Source organism: Cyanobium gracile PCC 6307 (genome assembly GCF_000316515.1).
GTDB classification, from domain to species: Bacteria; Cyanobacteriota; Cyanobacteriia; order PCC-6307; family Cyanobiaceae; genus Cyanobium; species Cyanobium gracile.
The window spans coordinates 693,467-710,071 of sequence record NC_019675.1 but is presented as its reverse complement, the minus strand read 5'-3'; the positions used below and the strand labels follow the sequence as shown (position 1 = coordinate 710,071).

Sequence of the window (16,605 nt, the reverse complement as noted above, 5' to 3'; positions counted from 1 at the left end):
TTCCTTTCCCGATTCCTTTCTTCCTTCCATGAATAAATCACTGCTGTCGTCCGTGTTGCTCGGATCAATTACCGCAAGCGTGTCGCTCAGTGCGGCTCCAGTCTCTGCCTTCCAGGTGCTAGTGGGCGGGCAGCGCTATGAGCTCTCTGTCGTCGAGATGTCGCCGAATGGCCAGCCGGGCTTTTTCGAGAGCCTCGCCAATGGCGGCTTGATGCCGTGGTGGGGCGATGAACTGCAGGCGTCTCTGTTTGCGGAGCAGGCAGGCTCTGGCCTCGGACCGCTGGGGGATGACCTGCCGTTCTCCGAGTTCGGTCCGCTTTTTGCCTTTGCCTTCGAGCAGGGGGATGTGCTGAGCGTGGCTCAGTTGATCGTGCCGCCGGCCGATTCCCAGGGAATCTTTCCCACACCAACAGAGGAGGTGTATCGCTTTGCGGTAGGCACACCTCAGGCACCCGTGTCGACGGTGCCGGGCCCCTTGCCCATCCTTGGTCTGGGGATGGGATACGGCTGGTCGCGGCGGCTGCGGCGGCGTCTGGCTATCGGCGGTGGCTCAGCCCTCACCAGGTAAGGCGGGATAGATTGTCTGGGGCGATGTCCTGGCGCATCTACGGCCTGAAATCACCTCCACGGCGTCCTTGTCCATGAACCCTGGGGCTTTGTAGGCGGCATTTGCTTCAACAGCACCGGAGGGTTCTCGGCCACAAGGGATGCCATCGTTGTGATCACGGGCTTCAGCGGCAACCTGTCCCAGCTGCAGGTGTTCTCATCCCCCTCCACCTCAGCAGGCCAGCCCCCAGCCGATGATCGACCTCGCCACCTACCGGCCTCGGGGCGACAAGCGCAACACCCCCTTCTTCGAGCACTATCTGCCCCGCGTCTACGCCCGGAGAGCCGATTCCGGACTGGAGCAGGTGGTGGGGCCGATGGCAGCGATCGTGATCCAGGTGGACCACGGCAATGGCCTGCCCTACCTGGCGGAGCTCACCCTCACCACCCCCTACCGGTACCAGGAGTGCTGGATCAACGCCACCCACCGCATGTATCTGCTCAAGGGGGGGGAGGCCTTTCCGCGCCTGATCGTGCTGGAGCCGCTGTTTGACGATTTCGAGGATGAGGTGACGCGCTGGAACGCGATGTATCCCCTCTCGATCGACAAGCCCAACGCCCGCTACATCGGCGAGATTTTTTCGGTGTCGTCCTGCCACGATCTGCGGGCCATCCTCGAGCCCCAGAACATCCGCTTCGCCTATCCGGGGGAGACCGCCAATCCTTTCTACGCCTCCAAGCATCTCTGCTTCACCTTCCTCTCCGACTACACCTACAACCGGGTCGGTTATGTGGATCGGCCCCTCGATGGCCTGGCGGTCCTCGATCTGGGCGATCAGGTGCTGCTCGATGCGGATGCCCTCGCGCCCCTCACCGAGGCTGGCCGCCGCCACCGGGAGCACGGGCTGGAGGGCAAGATCCTGGGCATCGATCACCTGGCCACCCGGGTGCTGGCGGGTGAGCGGGAGGATGCCATCCTCGAATATCTGACGATGGTTCCCTACTACTACTGGGGCTCCTATGACATCGCCGAGATGAACTCCTCCACCAACGTCACCCGCCATCCCTCGGTGGGGGACGACAAGCTCTCCCCAGCCCGTGTCTTCACCGCCAACAACACCCCCTCCTACCTCAACTCCCTGACCAACCTGCCCATGCCCACAGAGGATTATGTGCGCAACTTCGGCCGGCGCATGCATCACATCGCCTATGAGGTGATCGATGGCGACAGCAACGGCGAAAAGAACGTGGATATGGTGGTGCGCACCCTGCGCGATCTGGGCATCTCCTTTCTCGCCGACATGGTGGGGGAATGCGGTGACCAGCCCAACCTGCGCCAGATCTTCTCGCGCAGCTCGCCCTACTCCCTGCTGATCACCGAGTACGTGGAACGCTGCCTGGGCTACGACGGCTTCTTCACCCGCGAGAACGTCGCGGCCCTCACCGAGGCGGCGGGCCAGGCGGAGCGCTACGAGCACGGCCATGTCTTTGACTGAGACGCCCAGCCGATGAGAATGTCCGTTAAGCTGGCGTCATCTTTCGTTACGCGGCGACATGGGTGAGCTGATCGAGGTCGCAGGTGCCACCCAGAATCCCCTCCTGCTGCCGGCCTTCCTCGGGGTGCTCGGCCTCGGTTTCTTCGCCCTGCTCCAGTCCGCGGCCGGCAACAACGACGACGACGACTCCTCCCCCGGCGGCGGGCTGATGCAGCCCGTGGCCTGATCTCCGGGCTTCCGTTGCCGCTCTTCAGCTGCCGCTGCCGCCGGCCTGCTCCTGTCTCCAGGCGGCCGGCATCAGGATCAGAAACAGCAGCCACCAAGCCGTGATCACCACTGACACCCCGGCAGTGATCCACCACAGGTGCAGCACCATCCAGCTGCCCGTCACGATGGCCAGGCCGGTGAGCAGGATGCTCCACGGCTGACACCACCACGGCTTGAGATCCCAGACCGAGCTGGGCGCCGTGCCCGGCTCGTGTGGCTCAGGGTTTGGCAAGGGCCGCCGGCAGGTTGGCACTGCCGGGCTCGAAGGCCTTCTGCAGGATGGCACCCGCCTGCAACTGCTTGCGCAGGGTGGATTCGGCCACCCGGTACTGGCTGTCGCGGTTGGTGCCGATGTCCTCCAGCTTGAGACGCTGCACCTCCTGCTCGGTCATCTTCACCGGCACGTCGGGGTTGATGCCGTGCTTGTGGATGTCCCGGTTGCGGGGGGTCAGGTACTTGGCGATGGTCACCGTCATGCCGGAGCCATCGGACAGGCCGCGCACCGACTGCACCAGACCCTTGCCGAAGGTCTTCTGGCCCACCAATACGGCACGGTTGTTGTCCTGAAGGGCGCCGGAGAGGATCTCGCTGGCGCTCGCCGAACCCTCGTTGACCAGCACCACCATGGGCTTGGTGGTGAGGGCCTGGCCGGTGGCCCGCTTGACGTCCTGGATGCCGTCGCGGGTCTTGGTGGAGACGATGATCCCTTCGTTGATCCACTGGCGGGCGATCTCGACGCTCGCCACCAGCAGCCCGCCGGGGTTGCTGCGCAGGTCGAGCACGTAGCCCTGCACCCCCTGGGACTCCAGGTCCCGCACCGCCGCCCGCATGTCCTTGGTGGCGGTGGCGCTGAACTGCTTGAGGCGGATGTAGCCGATTCGGCTGCCGTCTGGCGCCGTGTTCACCTGGTGGGTGACGGCATGGATCTCGATCAGCTCCCTGGTCAGGGGGGTGTCGATGTTCTGGCCCTTGCGGCGCAGCACCAGATTCACCGTGGTGCCCGCCTTGCCCCGGATCAGCTTCACCGCGTCCTCGGTGCTCATTCCCTTGGTGCTCTTGCCGTCGATCGAGACGATCACGTCCTTGGGCTGCACCCCGGCCCTGGAGGCCGGTGAACCCTCGATCGGCGAGATGACGACCAGCTCCTTGGTCTCCTTGTCGACGCTCAGCTGGATGCCCACCCCGGAGAGCTCCCCGGAGGTGTCGATCTGCATCTCCTTGAACTCCCGCGGATCCAGGAAGCGGGTGTAGGGGTCGTCAAGGGTGCTGAGCATGCCGCGGATGCCCTCGTAGGCGTCCTTGGGGGTGCTGTAGCTCTTGGAGAGCACGCTGCGGCGCAGCTTGCGCCACTGCTCAGGCGTGTACTTGCCCGTGGTGTCCAGGTAGTCGCGGAAGACGATCTGCCACGCCTGGTCCATCACCTCCTTGGGACTGTCGCTGATCGACACGGTTCCGGTGGGGGTCAGCACCATCTCCCTGGCCATCACCGCCGTGGCGGCACAGGCACCGAGACCAACCAGCACCACGACGGTGGCGCGAGCTCTGCCCATGGTGGGGATCCTCAAGGAGTCTGAAACGTGGTTCCAACGTAGCGCCGATGCCAGGGGTGGGATCCCCGGTCAGGGGTCGACCCAGCGACCGTCCTCCTTGATCAGGGCGATCAGCGCCTCCACCCCTTCGGCCTCGGGAACCCGGCGGATCTCCTCCCGCCCCCGGTAGAGGGAGATCGTGCCGGGGGTCTTGCCCACGTAGCCGTAGTCGGCGTCGGCCATCTCGCCGGGGCCGTTGACGATGCAGCCCATCACGGCGATGTCCAGGCCGGTGAGGTGGGCGGTGGCGTTGCGCACCGTGTGCAGCACCTCCTCCAGGTTGAAGAGGGTGCGGCCGCAGCTGGGGCAGGCCACGTACTCCACCATCGTCTTGCGCAGCCCCATCGCCTGCAGGATCGCGTAGCAGACGGGGATCTCCTTCTCCGGTGCCTCGGTGAGCGACACCCGGATCGTGTCGCCGAGGCCCTCGGCCAGCAGGGTGGCGATGCCGGCGGTGCTCTTGATGCGGCCGTAGTCGCCGTCGCCCGCCTCGGTGACCCCCAGGTGAAGGGGGTAATGGAAGCCTTCGGCGTCCATGCGGAAGGCCATCATCCGGTAGGCCGCCAGCATCACCGGGGCCCGCGAGGCCTTCATCGACACGACGATGTTGTGGAAATCGAGCCGGTCGCAGATGTGGATGAACTCCATGGCGCTCTCCACCATCCCCAGGGGGGTGTCGCCGTAGGTGAACAGCATCCGCTCCGCCAGGGAGCCGTGGTTGACGCCGATCCGCAGCCCCTTGTCCTGGTCCTTGAGCAGGCTCACCAGCGGTTCGAGGGTGGCCTGGATGCGCTCGCCGATCGCCGCCAGCTCCTCGGGGGTGAACTCCGTGCGGTTGGGGTCGGGCTTGTCGAACACGTAGAGGCCCGGATTGATCCGCACCTTGTCGACGTGCTGGGCCACCTCCAGGGCGATCTTCATGCCGTTGTGGTGCACGTCCGCCACCAGGGGCACCGGTTGGTAGGTGTCTTCCAGCCGCTGGCGGATCTCCTTCACCGCCTTGGCATGGGCCAGGCTCGGCACCGTCAGCCGCACGATCTCGCAGCCGGCCTCGTGCAGGCGCCGGATGCCGGCGGTGGCCCCCTCGATGTCGAGGGTGTCCTCGTTGATCATCGACTGCACCACCACGGGGTGCTCGCTGCCCACCCACACGTCGCCGACCCGGACGCTGCGCGTCTTGCGGCGGCGGATGACTGTGTCGAAGCGGGGGTCACTGGCCCAGTCGGCCGGGAGGGGGGAGGTCCCCGGGGCGGTGGTGGAGGGTGTGGCCAGGGTGCCGGTCATCGCGCGTGGGCCGGTGATGGCCAAAGCCTGTCACAAAGAGGGTGTCGGCGGTCGGTCCTCCTGCAGGCGCCGCCGCACCTCCTGCAGGTCCTGCCAGGTGAGCCACTTGGGTGAGCCCTTTTCCCGCGAGGGATTGCGCAGCAGGTAGGAGGGATGGAACACCGGCATCACCCAGTGGCCCTGCCAGGGGTGCCAACGGCCCCGTAGCCGGGAGATCCCCCCCTTGATTCCCAGCACCCCCTCCAGGGCGGTGGCGCCGGCCAGCAGCACCACGGCGGGGTCGACGGCGGCGATCTGGGCGGCCAGCCAGGGGGCGCAGGCGGCGATCTCCTGGGGCGTGGGCCGGCGGTTGTCCGGCGGACGGCACTTCACCACATTGCAGACGTAGGCATCGCGCTCGCTGTCCAGCCCCACACTGGCGAGCATCTGGTCGAGCAGCTGGCCGGCCCGACCCACGAACGGCCGGCCACTGGCATCTTCCTGGGCGCCTGGCCCCTCGCCGATCACCATCAGCCGGGCCGCCGGATCGCCGCGGCTCACCACCACCGTCTGGCGGCCCTCCGCCAGGCCGCAGCGGCGGCACTCGCGGCAGTCCCGCTCCAGCGCCGCGAGGTCGGGTGGCCTCGCGGGCGCGTCGATCGCCAAGGCGGCGGGCTTCGTGGTGGCCGGGTCCGCGATGGCGGGGTCCTCACCCAGGAGGGACGGTTGCAGGGGAGACGGTTGCAGAGGATCGGGGGCCATCGCCCCATTCTTCGCCATGGCGCATGGCGTAGGGCAAGATGGCCGGATTGCCGAATCGCGCCCTCCAGACGGCGCGCGCTGCCATGCCGGCCCCGTTGACGCTCTCCGCCCGGGCGCAGGCGTTGCAGCCATCGCTCACCCTCGCCATCACCGCCAAGGCGCGCGAGCTGCGCGGCGAGGGCAAGGACATCTGCAGCCTCAGCGCCGGGGAGCCCGACTTCGACACCCCCGCCTTCATCCGTCAGGCGGCCACCGAGGCCCTGGAGGCCGGCCATACCCGCTATGGGCCCGTGGCCGGCGAACCCGAGCTGCGCCAGGCGATCGCCGCCAAGCTGAGCCAGGAGAACGGCGTTCCCACCCGCCCCGACCAGGTGCTGGTGACCAACGGCGGCAAACAGGCCCTCTACAACCTCTTCCAGGTCCTGCTCGACCCCGGCGACGAGGTGCTGCTGCCGGCCCCGTACTGGCTCAGCTATCCGGAGATGGCCCACCTGGCCGGCGCCCGCGTGCGCTGCCTCACCACCGATGCCAGCGGCGGGTTCCGCTTCAGCCCCGAGCAGCTGGAGGCGGCGATCACCCCGGCCAGCCGGCTGCTGGTGCTCAACAGCCCCTCCAATCCCACCGGCATGGTGCTCAGCCGCTCCGAGCTGGAGGGGATCGCCGCCGTGCTGCGCCGCCACCCCGCCGTGGCGGTGGTCTGCGACGAGATCTACGAGATGCTGCTCTCCCCCGGCCATTTGCACCACAGCCTGGCGGCGGTGGCGCCCGACCTCGCCGAGCGGATCTTCATCGTCAACGGTTTCGCCAAGGGCTGGGCGATGACCGGCTGGCGCATCGGCTGGCTGGCGGGCGCCCGCCATGTGGTCGCCGCCGCCAGCGCCCTGCAGAGCCAGAGCACCAGCAATGTCTGCAGCTTCGCCCAGTTCGGCGCCCTGGCGGCCGTGAGCGGATCGCGCGACTGCGTCCACGCCATGGCCGCCGAATTCAGCCGTCGGCGCTCCCGGCTCAGCGACGGCCTGATGGCGATCAGCGGCCTCAAGCTGCTGCCTCCCGAGGGTGCCTTCTACGCCTTCCCCGACGTCAGCGCCTGGGGCCTGGATTCGATGACCCTCTGCGGCCGGCTGCTGGAGGAGGTGGGGCTGGCGGTGGTGCCTGGTGCCGCCTTCGGCGATGACCGCTGCATCCGCCTGTCCTGCGCGGCGTCCCCGGCCACGATCGACGACGGCCTGGAGCGGCTGCGCCGCTTCGGCGCCAGTCTCTGATCGCCCTGCCGATGCAGGTGCCGAAGAAGCTGGTGGTGCTCGGGGACAGCGGCGTCTACGGCTGGGGCGACCCCGAGCAGGGCGGCTGGTGCGAGCGCCTGCGGCGCCATTGGATGGAGCTGCCCCAGGGCCCGGTGCTCTACGGCCTCGGGGTGCGGGGGGATGGGCTGGAGCGGCTGGCGGCCCGCTCCGAGGCGGAGGTGACCAGCCGGGGCGAACTGCGCCGCCAGCGCCCCCAGGGGATCCTGCTGTCGATCGGGCTCAACGACACGGCCCGGGTGGGACGGCCCGACGGTCGCCACCAGCTGGCCCCCGACGCGTTCCTGTTCGGCCTGCGGCAGCTGCTGCCCCGGTTGCGGGCCATCGCCCCGGTATTCGTGCTGGGTCTCACCCCGGTGGATGAGGTCATGATGCCCTTCGCCGAGATGCTCTGGTACGAGCTGGCCACGGTGCGCCGCTATGAGGGCCTGTTGGAGGAGGCCTGCATGGAGGCCGACGTGCCCTTCCTGCCGCTGCTTGATGGCCTGCTGGCCGACCCCCACTGGCTGCAGTGGCTGTGCAACGACGGCCTGCATCTCAACAGCGACGGCCACGGCCAGCTCTACCGGCGTCTGCGTTCCTGGAGGGCTTTGCTGGACTGGGCCGGGCTGGATCTCCACAGCAGCGTGACGGCCGGCTTCTGAGGCACCACCACAGGAGGCATTCTTCCCCGTGCCGGCGCCGCCGGCATCACCCGTTCGGGTGAAAGGAGCTCCCTCGGTGGGGTGAACCGCCGCCGAGGGACAACGGCGACCCTGAAGAAACGGACCCCACGTGCCCTCTTCCATGGATCGCCCCCCGCCCCCCTCGCCCCCACCTCCGGCACCGGTGGTGCTGAGCACCCGCCGGCTGCCGGCGCCGGATCTCTGTGCCGGCTGCCGGGAGATCCCCGAGGCGATCGTGGATCGCCACACCCGCAACCGCCGCCGGCTCAGGGCCTACGCCGATGCCACCGATCCGGTCACCCGGCTGCGCTGGCGGAACCTGCTGGTGGAGGACAACCTGCCGCTCGTGTTCTCGATCGCCGGCCGCCAGGGCACCGATGCCGGCCTGGCCTTCGAGGATCTGGCCCAGGTGGGCAGCCTCGGCCTGATCAAGGCCGTCGAGGCCTTCGATCCCGACCGCAACGTCAGCCTCAGCAGCTTCGCGGTGCCGTATATCCAGGGGGCGATGCGCCGCGAGCGGCGGGACCGCCAGCCCCTGGTGCGCCCGCCACGGCCCCTGTGGGACCTGCACCAGCAGGTGCTCGCCCTGCAGGAGGGGCGCCGCCGCCAGGGCCTCGACCCGCTGCCGCCCGCCGCCCTCGCCGATCGGCTGGCCTGCGATCCGGCCCGGCTCGAGGAGGCCCTGGCGATCCGCCGGACCGCCGCGGTGCGCAGCCTGGATGCGCCCCTCGGCCCAGGGGGCGGCGAGCTTGAGGCGCCCAGCTGCCTGCTGGATCTGCTGGCTGCCCCCACCGGCCCCGTCGCCGAGGATCCGCTGGAGGCCCCCTGCGACCCCCGCGGCGCCGAACGCCAGTGGCTGCGGGGCCAGCTGGCCGATCTCGAGCCGCGGGAGCGGCAGTTGCTGGTGGGCCGCCTCGATGGGGGCTGCACGTGGGTGGAGCTGGGCCGGCAGCTGGGCATCCCGGCCCGCCAGGCCCAGCGCCGCCACGACGCCGCCCTTGATCGCCTCAGGCGCGCCGCCCTCGCCTGGCGCCAGGGGACGCTCAGCCCGACCCAGGCAGCAGCCATGCCACCAGCGCCATCGCCAGCAGGGCCGCCAGCAGGGTCTGCAGCCCGTTGACCACCTCGTTGCTGAGGCAGCGCCAGTGACGCTGCAGGCTGGCGCCCACCACGCTCTCGGCCAGGGTGGCCACCACCCCGACGCCGCCCACCAGGGCCGCCAGCGGCCAGCCGCGGATCACCCCCAGGGCCGCCATGGCCAGGGTCATCAGGGTGCTGCCCAGGAGGCTGGCGGCCGTGCCCTCCAGGCTGATGGCCCCCTCGGTTCCGGGGGGCACCGGCCGGAGGCTGGTGATCAGGACAGTGTGACGGCCCCAGCGCTTGCCGATCTCGCTGCCGAAGGTGTCGGCGAGCTTGGCGGCGAAGCTGGCGGCGAAGCCGGCCAGCAGCAGGGGTACCACGGCCGTCGGCGCCCGGCAGGCCAGCAGGGCCAGCACCGTGCCCACCAGAGCGGAGCCCCAGACGTTCTCCGGCCCGCGCCGGCCCTCCCGGCCCTCCGCCAGGCCCAGCTCCTGCTTGCGCCGGAACCCCAGCTTCGTCACCCCGCTTCCCAGGGCGAGGTACAACACCACCGCCAGCCAGCCACGCCAGCCCAGGCTTCCCCACAGCAGGGTGCCGAGCACCCCGGCATGGACCCAGCCCGCCGGGGTGAGCAGGGGCAGCCGCTGGGCCAGGCCGATCAGCAGCCCGTTGATCGCCAGGGCCCGCAGCCAGTGCAGGGCGTCCTGGGGCGGCAGCGGCGGCATGGCAGGGGGCCCGGTTGTGTTGCACAGATCTAAGCCAGGTGCAGCGGAGCGCCGGCTTCGGCGGATAATCGCTGCATCCGGCGGTGCAGCGAATGGTCTTCAAGCGACCCAAGTTCTTCCTTGATCTGGGCGGCGGCGAAGGCAACCAGCCCCCGGCCGTGGTGGCGCCCCCCCGGGCCGAGGCCAAGCCGGCCCCGAAGGCCGCCCCCCAGGAAGCCGAGGCGAAGAGCGCAGCGTCCGCCGCCGCTCCAGCGGCTGCGGAGGCCACCCCCCAGCCCGTTTCGGGCCTTACCACCGCCGAGGCGATCGCGGCCGAGCTGGCCGCCGCCGAGGCGCTGCGGCCGGCCCCGTCGATGGCCACCTTCGCCCCCGACTGCGTCATCGCCGGGGGGGCCACCCCGATGAAGCGCCGCACCCCTGGGGCCAACCTGGCCGTGTTCAAGGAGATGGCGGCCGGCATGATGCGCTCCTGAGCGCCCGCCAGTCGGCCAGCAGGGCCAGGCCGGCCACGGCGGCGGTGGCCGTGCGCAGGATTGTGGGTCCCAGGCTCACCGGCTGCCAGCCGGCGGCTTCGGCCCGTTCCTCCTCCTGGGGGCTCCAGCCCCCTTCCGGACCGATCGCCAGTCGGAGGCCGGCCGTCGGGTCCGCTTCGCTGGCCCCCTTTTCCACCCGGTCCGCCAGCTCCCGCAGCCGCTGGCTGCAGAGAGGCAGCCCCTCCCGCCGGGTGGTCGCCAGCAGGGCGATCCCGGCCGCCGGCCGGGCCAGCCACTCCCCGGCCGGCCCGGGGGATTCCAGCACCGGATGCCACAGCCGTTCGCACTGCTCGGTGGCCTCCCGCACGATCCCCTGCCAGCGCTCGATCGGACAGCGCTCCCCCGGGGCGCCCCGCTCGGCCAGCAGGGGCTGAAGCCGGTCGGCCCCCAGCTCGGTGGCCATGCGCCAGACCAGATCCGCCTCCCGCCGGGGCACGGCCATGGCGAGCTCCAGAGGCGGTCCGGGCGGTGCCTCCCGCAGCAGGGGCGCGCCGGGGTCCTGCTCCAGCTGCAGGCGCCGCTCCGGGTCGAGTACCGCCGTCCAGAGTCCGCCGATGCCGTCCACCAGCGCCAGGCGATCGCCGGGGCGGTAGCGCAGCACCCGCTCCAGGTAGTGGCGTTCCTGGGGCTCCAGGGCCAGCCGGGCCAGCTCCGGCCCCCCGGCCGCCAGGGCGGCGATCCGATCGGGGCTGATCAGCAGCCGGCGCAGCTCCCGCCCCATCAGTCCCTGGAGAACGGGCTCTCGGGCTCCTCGTCGATCGGCCAGTCCTCGTTGAGGCCGCCGATCACCAGTTCGGTGATCTCGAGAACGTCGTTGTCCAGCTGGCGCAGGGCGTTGATCAGCACATCGAGGGCCAGGGCATCGCTGGTGCCCAGGTCGACCCAGCAGCGGGCCCAGTCGTCCTGGTACTCCATCGGCCCCATGTTGTGCATCAGGGCCGGCAGGCAGCGTTCGGCGGATTCGGTGTCGTAGGGGAGCCAGCCCAGGTCCACACCCCCCTCGTGGGTCTGCAGGTTCTCGGCATTGAAGCCGCCCAGCTTGCCGAGGAAGAACCAGCTGTCGAAGGCCGTTTCGACGTAGCCACGCTCGGCACCGCCGGGCTGGTCGGCGAAGTGCAGCCAGATCCAGCAGTTGAACGGATCCACCTCGCGAAATCGGACATCCATGGGGAAGGGGGGGACGGCGCGCGTGTCCCCCCATCCAACACGTTCCCGGGCTCTGACGTCCGGGCTCTCCCCGGTCGCAGGGGCGGACGGCATGCTGGTGGGATGCTCGACGTCATCGGTCTGCGCTACCACCCGGCCACGGCAGCTGCGCCGTTGCTGCGGGATGTGTCCCTGCAGCTGGCGGTGGGAGCCCCGGCCCTGGTGGCCGGCCGCAGCGGCAGCGGCAAGACCACCCTGCTGGAGGTGCTCTGCGGCCTGGCCGAAGCCGATGCCGGCCGGATTCTCTGGCAGGGGCAGGTCCTCAGCAGCCGCCAGCGCCGCTGGCTGTGCGGGCTGGTGTTCCAGTTCCCGGAACGCCATTTCCTCGGTCTGACGGTGGGTCAGGAACTGAAGCTGGGCCAGCGGCGTCTCCCCGCCGAGAAGGCTGAGGCGGTGCTGGAGCAGGTGGGTCTCGGCCACCTCTCCCTGCAGCAGGCTCCCGAACGGCTCAGCGGCGGCCAGCAGCGGCGCCTGGCGCTGGCGGTGCAGCTGGTGCGCGATGCCCGGGTGCTGCTGCTGGATGAACCCACCGCCGGCCTCGACTGGACCGTGCGGGAAGAGGTGCTGCAGCTGCTGGGGGCGCTGGCCCGGGAGCGGGCCCTGCTGGTGGTGACCCACGAACCCGAGCTGTTCCGCGGCGTGATCGACCACGGGTGGCGCCTGGAGGGGGGCACCCTGGGGCCCCTGGAGGCCCCCCGATCCGCCTCCTTACGATGACGGGCTGATGGTGGGGATGGCTTGATGGGGGGACGGTTCGTGGGGGACAGCCTGCTGAGGGCCACCGGCGCCGGAGGAGGCATCCGCATGGTGGCGGTCACCACCACCGCCGCCAGCCGCGTGGCCAGCGATCGCCACGGGCTCTCCTTTCTCACCACGGCCCTGCTGGGGCGTGCCATGACGGCGGGGCTGCTGCTGGCCAGCTCGATGAAGGTGGCCCATGGACGCGTGAATCTGCGCATCCAGTCCGACGGGCCCCTGCGGGGTCTGATGGTGGATGCGGGCCGGGACGGCACCGTGCGCGGCTACGTGGGCCGGCCGGATCTGGAGCTCGATCTTCTCCTCGACGCCGCCGGCGGCCACCGCTTCGACTTCCGCCGCGCCACCGGCACCGGCTACCTGCACGTGGTGCGGGACCGGGGCCAGGGGGAACCCTTCAGCAGCACCGTGGAACTGGTGAGCGGCGGGATCGGCGAGGATGTGGCCTCCTACCTGCTCCACTCCGAGCAGACCCCTTCGGCCCTGTTCGTGGGCGAGACGATCGACAGTTCCGGTGTGCGCTGCGCCGGTGGGGTGCTGGTGCAGGTGCTGCCGAAGGCGGCACGGGAGCCGGCCCTGGTGGCCCTGCTGGAGGAACGCTGCCGGGAGATCACCGGGTTCAGTGAACGGCTCGCTGCCAATGCCCACCAGCTTCACGCCCTGTTCGAGGACATCTTTCCGGACCTCGATCCCCAGCCCCTCGAAGCGGCGCCGATCGAGCAGCCGGTGCGTTTCCACTGCCCCTGCAGCCGCCACCGCAGCGTCAGCGCCCTGCGGCTCCTGGGCCGCGATGAGCTCAGCGCCATGCTGGACGAGGATGGCCAGGCGGAACTCACCTGCCATTTCTGCAGTGAGGTCTACCGGGTGGAGGCCCCCGAGCTGCAGGAGCTGATCGACGAGCTGGCCGCCGTGGCCTGAGCTGCGTTCAGGCGATCAGGAGGGCACCGAGCAGGAGCAGCAGGATGGCGGGGATGCTCTGCAGCTGGAGGGTGGAGACCGGCAGGGCCGAGCCCACGGAGGGCCCCAGCCCACCGGCCAGCAGGCCACCGAGGACCAGGCCCAGGCAAAGCAGGGCGAAGGACCAGCCCACCGCTGCCAGGAAGCGGCCGTTACGCCGCTGCAGGTTGAGCAGGGTGACGCCGGTGGCCAGGGCCGTCAGCAGCTCGGGGGCCGCGCCGGGCATCAGCACCAGCAGGACGAGAAGGACGCCGTCGGCCGCCAGGGGAAACCAAAGGTCCCGGCCGCTCGCCAGCTGCAGCCGGGGCAGGGAGAAGCTGGGACGGGGCAGGCGGGAGGGGGGAAGCTGGGGCAGGCTCGGCAGGGCCGAAAGGGCTGGCCGACTCGGCGGAGGTGAGGCCTGTTCCCTCTGGGAGGCGGAGCGGGCGGCACTGCTGACCCGACCCTGCTGGCGTTCCTTGAGCCGGTCCATCAGCACCGCGTCGTAGGCGGCCTCGATGCGGGAACGCACCATCGGATCGTCTCCGGCCTCCTCGAGCCGGGCCAGTTTGGCTTCCTGGACCGTGTCGAAGGAAGCATCCGGAGCGACGCCCAGCCGCTCGTACGGATCGGAGGCGTCAGGGGCCGGCTGCGGCTGTTCGGATCCTTGGTTCATACCATCGAGCGTATCGAGCCAAGGCTAAAAAAGCGGTTCACTGCGGTGATATCCGGCTTCCTGTTGCAGACGGCGCCGGCAGGCCTCGGCCTCCTCGACGGCCAGGGAGCGGCGCCGCTTCAGCAGGGGCATCTGGGGCGGCAGGTGGCTGCCTTCACGCATCTCCACGGCCCCCTGGGAGGGCTGGAAGCTGACGTAATCACTGCCCCCGTCGCTGCGGGGACGCACAAGCCAGAGCGGGGATGGCGTCACGGATCGAGGCATCGCAGTGACCGTCCGTTGCGGCGTGACGAATTGTTGCTTCATTCTGCCCCCTCCAACCGCCCTGCGCGAGAGAGCGGATTCCCCGGGGCCGGCGCCCATGCCCCCCGGAATCAGAGGGTGATCGGCTCCACTCCGCTCACCACCGGGGCCACCCCGTGCAGCTCCAGGTCGGGGTGGTCCTCCTGCAGCTGGTGCAGATTCCAGTCGTTGCGGAACAGCAGCACGGGCCGGTCCCAGGCGTCGCGGACCGTCTTGCAGTTGAACAGGCGCCCCACCCGCTCCAGTGCCGGCCAGCCGCCGCTCACCCAGCGGGCGACGCTGAACTCCAGCGGTTCGAGCCGGCTGGTGACGCCGTACTCATTCTCGAGCCGATACTGCACCACCTCCAGCTGCAGCTGGCCCACCGCCGCCAGGATCGGGTCCCGCTTGCTGGGGTCGGTGTCATACAGCACCTGGACAGCGCCCTCCTCCCGCAGCTCGTTCACCCCCTTGCGGAAGCTCTTGAACGCCGAGGGGTTGGGGTTGCGCAGCCAGGCGAAGATCTCGGGGCTGAAGCAGGGAATCCCCTCGTACTCCACCCGTGAACCGGTGTAGAGGGTGTCGCCGATGGCGAACATGCCCGGGTTGTTGAGGCCGATCACATCGCCGGGGTAGGCGTCCTCCACCACCTCCCGGTCCTGGCCGAACAGCTTCTGCGGGCGGGACAGGCGGATGGTGCGTCCGCTGCGGGCGTGGCGCACGCTCATGTCCTTCACGAAGCGGCCGCTGCAGACCCGCACGAAAGCGACCCGGTCGCGGTGACGGGGGTCCATGTTGGCCTGCAGCTTGAACACGAAGCCGCTGAATTCCGGCCGCAGCGGATCCACCGGTCCCTGGTCGCTCTCCCGGGCCACCGGCGGCTGGGCCAGCTCCAGGAAGGCATCGAGGAAGGGGCGCACCCCGAAATTGGTCATCGCCGATCCGAAGAACACCGGGCTCAGCTCACCGGCGTGCACCCGCTCCAGATCCAGCGCCGCACCGGCCCCCTCCACCAGTTCCAGTTCCTCCTGCGCCAGCTCCAGCAGCTCCGCCTCCACCAGCCCGGCCCGGTCCGGGTCGCCGGGGGCCAGGCGCCGCTCCAGGCTCTGACGGCCACGCTCGGCCCGCTCGAACAGCAGCAGATCCTGGGAGCGCCGGTCGATCACGCCGCGGAAGCGGTCGCCGCTGCCGATGGGCCAGTTCACCGGCCAGCAGGCCAGCCCCAGCTCCTGCTCGATCTCGTCGATCAGCTCCAGGGGTTCACGCCCCGGCCGGTCCATCTTGTTGATGAAGGTGAAGATGGGGATCCGCCACATCCGGCAGACCTCGAACAGCTTGCGGGTCTGGGGCTCCAGACCCTTGGCCGCATCCACCAGCATCACGGCGTTGTCGGCGGCGGCCAGGGTCCGGTAGGTGTCCTCCGAGAAGTCCTGGTGGCCGGGGGTGTCGAGCAGGTTGATCGTGCTGCCGGCGTAGTCGAACTGGAGCACGGTGGAGGTGATCGAGATGCCGCGCTGCTTCTCCAGCTCCATCCAGTCGGAGGTCACCTTGCGCTGCTCCCCCTTGGCCTTCACCGCCCCGGCCTGCTGGATGGCCCCGCCGTAGAGCAGCAGCTTCTCGGTGAGGGTCGTCTTGCCCGCATCGGGGTGGGAAATGATCGCGAAGTTGCGGCGCCTGCTCACCGCCGCCGCCAGTGCCGCGGCGTCGGTGTCCGGTACGGGGATGGAGGGGGGTCGGCTGGTCATGGGGCCAGCCTGCCAGGCAGGCCGTGGCCCTGGATCTCCAGGTACCGGTCGTCCACCTCCCGCACCTGAAGCCCCCCCAGCCCGGCGCTATCGAGCTGCTCTCTCACCTCGGCGGGGGTGAAGGCCGCCCGCAGGGAATGGGCGTAGTCCCGCCGCAGCACCTCCGGGGCCGCGCCGGTGTGGCGGGCCACCAGGGCTTCCAGGTCCGCGGCGTTCGCCGGCCGGCGCAGATCCCGCACGTAGAGGCCGGTGTCCGGCCCCGCGAGCTGCTTCACGGCACCCCAGAACACGCCCGGGTCATGGAGATGGTGCAGCAGGCTGTTGCTGACCACGGCGCTGCAGGGGCCCACCAGCTGCGGGCTGGGTAGCACCAGCCGCTGGAAACGCACATAACGGTGGGCGGCCGGATCCGCCAGCCGCCGCCGCTCGGCGATGGCCAGCATCGCGGCCGATCCGTCGATGCCCAGCACCCGGGCGCCGGGCCACCGCCGCGCCACCAGAAAGGTGATGTTCCCCGGTCCGCAGCCCAGATCCACGACGCTCAGCCCCTCCCCGTCGCCGCTCCCCCGCAGACCCGGAAGCGCCTCGATTCGCTCCAGCACCGCCTGGTCACCGCCGGAGAAGTCCGCCGCCGCATAGGCCTCGGCCTGCAGCGGCTCGTCCATCAGCTCCGGTTCGCAGATCCGCTCCATCGCTCCAGCATCCCCTCCGGCGCTACAGGCACCGTGCCTGGTGGGGTCAGAGCGTTGCAGACCCTACAGGTGGCGTTATGGTGCG

The 16,605-nt window shown here is 70.1% G+C and carries 20 protein-coding genes and 1 pseudogene; 10 read left to right on the top strand and 11 right to left on the bottom strand.

Going from position 1 to position 16,605, the window contains the following annotated elements:
• Nucleotides 1-28 precede the first annotated feature (28 nt).
• The 4 genes and pseudogenes from CYAGR_RS03220 (at nucleotide 29) to CYAGR_RS18685 (ending at nucleotide 2,268) form a co-directional block, all read left to right on the top strand.
• Nucleotides 29-568 carry a hypothetical protein gene (locus tag CYAGR_RS03220; RefSeq protein WP_015108334.1) on the top strand — a complete coding sequence of 180 codons (540 nt, stop codon included), beginning with the start codon at nucleotides 29-31 and terminating at the stop codon, nucleotides 566-568.
• Between the two features lie 99 nt (nucleotides 569-667).
• Nucleotides 668-715, top strand: a pseudogene (locus tag CYAGR_RS19550) (hypothetical protein); the annotation flags it as partial.
• Between the two features lie 85 nt (nucleotides 716-800).
• Nucleotides 801-2,042: a hypothetical protein gene (locus CYAGR_RS03215; RefSeq protein ID WP_015108333.1), complete on the top strand. Its 1,242-nt coding sequence runs from the start codon at nucleotides 801-803 to the stop codon at nucleotides 2,040-2,042.
• A 58-nt stretch (nucleotides 2,043-2,100) separates the two neighbouring features.
• Nucleotides 2,101-2,268, top strand: coding sequence for a hypothetical protein (locus CYAGR_RS18685; RefSeq protein WP_015108332.1), 168 nt, complete (start codon nucleotides 2,101-2,103; stop codon nucleotides 2,266-2,268).
• A 24-nt stretch (nucleotides 2,269-2,292) separates the two neighbouring features.
• Here the strand turns inward: CYAGR_RS18685 and CYAGR_RS03210 are convergent, their stop codons facing one another.
• The 4 genes from CYAGR_RS03210 to CYAGR_RS03195 all read right to left on the bottom strand — a co-directional run bounded on the left by CYAGR_RS03210 (nucleotide 2,293) and on the right by CYAGR_RS03195 (nucleotide 5,923).
• A complete protein-coding gene (locus tag CYAGR_RS03210) occupies nucleotides 2,293-2,541 on the bottom strand; it encodes a DUF6737 family protein (protein ID WP_015108331.1) in 249 nt (82 codons plus the stop codon).
• Complete coding sequence (locus CYAGR_RS03205) at nucleotides 2,528-3,859, bottom strand: S41 family peptidase (RefSeq protein ID WP_015108330.1); 1,332 nt, start codon at nucleotides 3,857-3,859, stop codon at nucleotides 2,528-2,530. Before CYAGR_RS03205 ends, CYAGR_RS03210 begins: the two co-directional genes overlap by 14 nt.
• Nucleotides 3,860-3,928: 69 nt before the next feature.
• Entirely contained in the window at nucleotides 3,929-5,182 is a 1,254-nt protein-coding gene (gene ispG / locus CYAGR_RS03200) for a (E)-4-hydroxy-3-methylbut-2-enyl-diphosphate synthase (protein WP_015108329.1), read from the bottom strand.
• 30 nt (nucleotides 5,183-5,212) lie between these two features.
• Nucleotides 5,213-5,923 (bottom strand): uracil-DNA glycosylase, encoded by a 711-nt coding sequence (locus CYAGR_RS03195; RefSeq protein WP_043326314.1) that lies wholly within the window; start codon nucleotides 5,921-5,923, stop codon nucleotides 5,213-5,215.
• Between the two features lie 83 nt (nucleotides 5,924-6,006).
• On the opposite strand from CYAGR_RS03195, the gene CYAGR_RS03190 reads away from it, so the two are divergent.
• From CYAGR_RS03190 to CYAGR_RS03180, 3 genes are all read left to right on the top strand, one after another.
• Nucleotides 6,007-7,185, top strand: a complete 1,179-nt coding sequence (locus tag CYAGR_RS03190; protein ID WP_015108327.1) for a pyridoxal phosphate-dependent aminotransferase — start codon at nucleotides 6,007-6,009, stop codon at nucleotides 7,183-7,185.
• An 11-nt stretch (nucleotides 7,186-7,196) separates the two neighbouring features.
• Nucleotides 7,197-7,868, top strand: a complete 672-nt coding sequence (locus CYAGR_RS03185) for a GDSL-type esterase/lipase family protein (protein WP_015108326.1) — start codon at nucleotides 7,197-7,199, stop codon at nucleotides 7,866-7,868.
• A gap of 142 nt (nucleotides 7,869-8,010) precedes the next feature.
• Entirely contained in the window at nucleotides 8,011-9,009 is a 999-nt protein-coding gene (locus tag CYAGR_RS03180) for a sigma-70 family RNA polymerase sigma factor (protein WP_083891336.1), read from the top strand.
• Here CYAGR_RS03180 and CYAGR_RS03175 read toward each other — a convergent pair.
• Complete coding sequence (locus CYAGR_RS03175) at nucleotides 8,933-9,694, bottom strand: DUF92 domain-containing protein (RefSeq protein ID WP_015108324.1); 762 nt, start codon at nucleotides 9,692-9,694, stop codon at nucleotides 8,933-8,935. The genes CYAGR_RS03180 and CYAGR_RS03175 overlap by 77 nt on opposite strands.
• 92 nt (nucleotides 9,695-9,786) lie before the next feature.
• Here CYAGR_RS03175 and CYAGR_RS03170 point away from each other — a divergent pair, with 92 nt between their 5' ends.
• Complete coding sequence (locus tag CYAGR_RS03170) at nucleotides 9,787-10,167, top strand: hypothetical protein (RefSeq protein ID WP_015108323.1); 381 nt, start codon at nucleotides 9,787-9,789, stop codon at nucleotides 10,165-10,167.
• Here CYAGR_RS03170 and CYAGR_RS03165 read toward each other — a convergent pair.
• Both CYAGR_RS03165 and CYAGR_RS03160 read right to left on the bottom strand, forming a co-directional pair.
• Nucleotides 10,133-10,948 (bottom strand): 16S rRNA (uracil(1498)-N(3))-methyltransferase, encoded by an 816-nt coding sequence (locus CYAGR_RS03165; protein ID WP_015108322.1) that lies wholly within the window; start codon nucleotides 10,946-10,948, stop codon nucleotides 10,133-10,135. The genes CYAGR_RS03170 and CYAGR_RS03165 overlap by 35 nt on opposite strands.
• A complete protein-coding gene (locus CYAGR_RS03160; protein WP_015108321.1) occupies nucleotides 10,948-11,394 on the bottom strand; it encodes a DUF3531 family protein in 447 nt (148 codons plus the stop codon). Before CYAGR_RS03160 ends, CYAGR_RS03165 begins: the two co-directional genes overlap by 1 nt.
• 102 nt (nucleotides 11,395-11,496) lie before the next feature.
• Between CYAGR_RS03160 and CYAGR_RS03155 the strand changes: the two genes are divergently transcribed.
• Together CYAGR_RS03155 and hslO are read left to right on the top strand one after the other, a co-directional pair.
• Entirely contained in the window at nucleotides 11,497-12,150 is a 654-nt protein-coding gene (locus CYAGR_RS03155) for an ABC transporter ATP-binding protein (protein ID WP_015108320.1), read from the top strand.
• 39 nt (nucleotides 12,151-12,189) lie between these two features.
• The gene (gene hslO, locus CYAGR_RS03150; protein WP_043326311.1) at nucleotides 12,190-13,107 is read left to right on the top strand and encodes an Hsp33 family molecular chaperone HslO; all 918 of its coding nucleotides are present in this window, start codon (nucleotides 12,190-12,192) and stop codon (nucleotides 13,105-13,107) included.
• A gap of 7 nt (nucleotides 13,108-13,114) precedes the next feature.
• Here the strand turns inward: hslO and CYAGR_RS03145 are convergent, their stop codons facing one another.
• The 4 genes from CYAGR_RS03145 to CYAGR_RS03130 all read right to left on the bottom strand — a co-directional run bounded on the left by CYAGR_RS03145 (nucleotide 13,115) and on the right by CYAGR_RS03130 (nucleotide 16,520).
• Nucleotides 13,115-13,801: a CPP1-like family protein gene (locus tag CYAGR_RS03145; RefSeq protein ID WP_015108318.1), complete on the bottom strand. Its 687-nt coding sequence runs from the start codon at nucleotides 13,799-13,801 to the stop codon at nucleotides 13,115-13,117.
• Between the two features lie 24 nt (nucleotides 13,802-13,825).
• Entirely contained in the window at nucleotides 13,826-14,065 is a 240-nt protein-coding gene (locus tag CYAGR_RS03140) for a hypothetical protein (protein WP_015108317.1), read from the bottom strand.
• 110 nt (nucleotides 14,066-14,175) lie between these two features.
• Nucleotides 14,176-15,828: a peptide chain release factor 3 gene (locus CYAGR_RS03135; protein ID WP_015108316.1), complete on the bottom strand. Its 1,653-nt coding sequence runs from the start codon at nucleotides 15,826-15,828 to the stop codon at nucleotides 14,176-14,178.
• A complete protein-coding gene (locus tag CYAGR_RS03130) occupies nucleotides 15,825-16,520 on the bottom strand; it encodes a class I SAM-dependent methyltransferase (RefSeq protein WP_015108315.1) in 696 nt (231 codons plus the stop codon). The genes CYAGR_RS03135 and CYAGR_RS03130 overlap by 4 nt, the downstream gene beginning before the upstream one ends.
• Nucleotides 16,521-16,605: the final 85 nt, after the last annotated feature.

Coding starts and splice junctions, on each gene's coding strand:
- CYAGR_RS03160 (WP_015108321.1), bottom strand. CDS start 11,394: ATGGATGTCCGATTTCGCGAGGTGGATCCGTTCAACTGCTGGATCTGG.
- CYAGR_RS03195 (WP_043326314.1), bottom strand. CDS start 5,923: ATGGCCCCCGATCCTCTGCAACCGTCTCCCCTGCAACCGTCCCTCCTG.
- CYAGR_RS03155 (WP_015108320.1), top strand. CDS start 11,497: ATGCTCGACGTCATCGGTCTGCGCTACCACCCGGCCACGGCAGCTGCG.
- CYAGR_RS03220 (WP_015108334.1), top strand. CDS start 29: ATGAATAAATCACTGCTGTCGTCCGTGTTGCTCGGATCAATTACCGCA.
- CYAGR_RS03140 (WP_015108317.1), bottom strand. CDS start 14,065: ATGCCTCGATCCGTGACGCCATCCCCGCTCTGGCTTGTGCGTCCCCGC.
- CYAGR_RS03130 (WP_015108315.1), bottom strand. CDS start 16,520: ATGGAGCGGATCTGCGAACCGGAGCTGATGGACGAGCCGCTGCAGGCC.
- CYAGR_RS03190 (WP_015108327.1), top strand. CDS start 6,007: ATGCCGGCCCCGTTGACGCTCTCCGCCCGGGCGCAGGCGTTGCAGCCA.
- CYAGR_RS03180 (WP_083891336.1), top strand. CDS start 8,011: ATGGATCGCCCCCCGCCCCCCTCGCCCCCACCTCCGGCACCGGTGGTG.
- CYAGR_RS03215 (WP_015108333.1), top strand. CDS start 801: ATGATCGACCTCGCCACCTACCGGCCTCGGGGCGACAAGCGCAACACC.
- CYAGR_RS03145 (WP_015108318.1), bottom strand. CDS start 13,801: ATGAACCAAGGATCCGAACAGCCGCAGCCGGCCCCTGACGCCTCCGAT.
- CYAGR_RS03205 (WP_015108330.1), bottom strand. CDS start 3,859: ATGGGCAGAGCTCGCGCCACCGTCGTGGTGCTGGTTGGTCTCGGTGCC.
- CYAGR_RS03135 (WP_015108316.1), bottom strand. CDS start 15,828: ATGACCAGCCGACCCCCCTCCATCCCCGTACCGGACACCGACGCCGCG.
- CYAGR_RS03165 (WP_015108322.1), bottom strand. CDS start 10,948: ATGGGGCGGGAGCTGCGCCGGCTGCTGATCAGCCCCGATCGGATCGCC.
- CYAGR_RS03170 (WP_015108323.1), top strand. CDS start 9,787: ATGGTCTTCAAGCGACCCAAGTTCTTCCTTGATCTGGGCGGCGGCGAA.
- CYAGR_RS03185 (WP_015108326.1), top strand. CDS start 7,197: ATGCAGGTGCCGAAGAAGCTGGTGGTGCTCGGGGACAGCGGCGTCTAC.
- CYAGR_RS18685 (WP_015108332.1), top strand. CDS start 2,101: ATGGGTGAGCTGATCGAGGTCGCAGGTGCCACCCAGAATCCCCTCCTG.
- CYAGR_RS03175 (WP_015108324.1), bottom strand. CDS start 9,694: ATGCCGCCGCTGCCGCCCCAGGACGCCCTGCACTGGCTGCGGGCCCTG.
- ispG (WP_015108329.1), bottom strand. CDS start 5,182: ATGACCGGCACCCTGGCCACACCCTCCACCACCGCCCCGGGGACCTCC.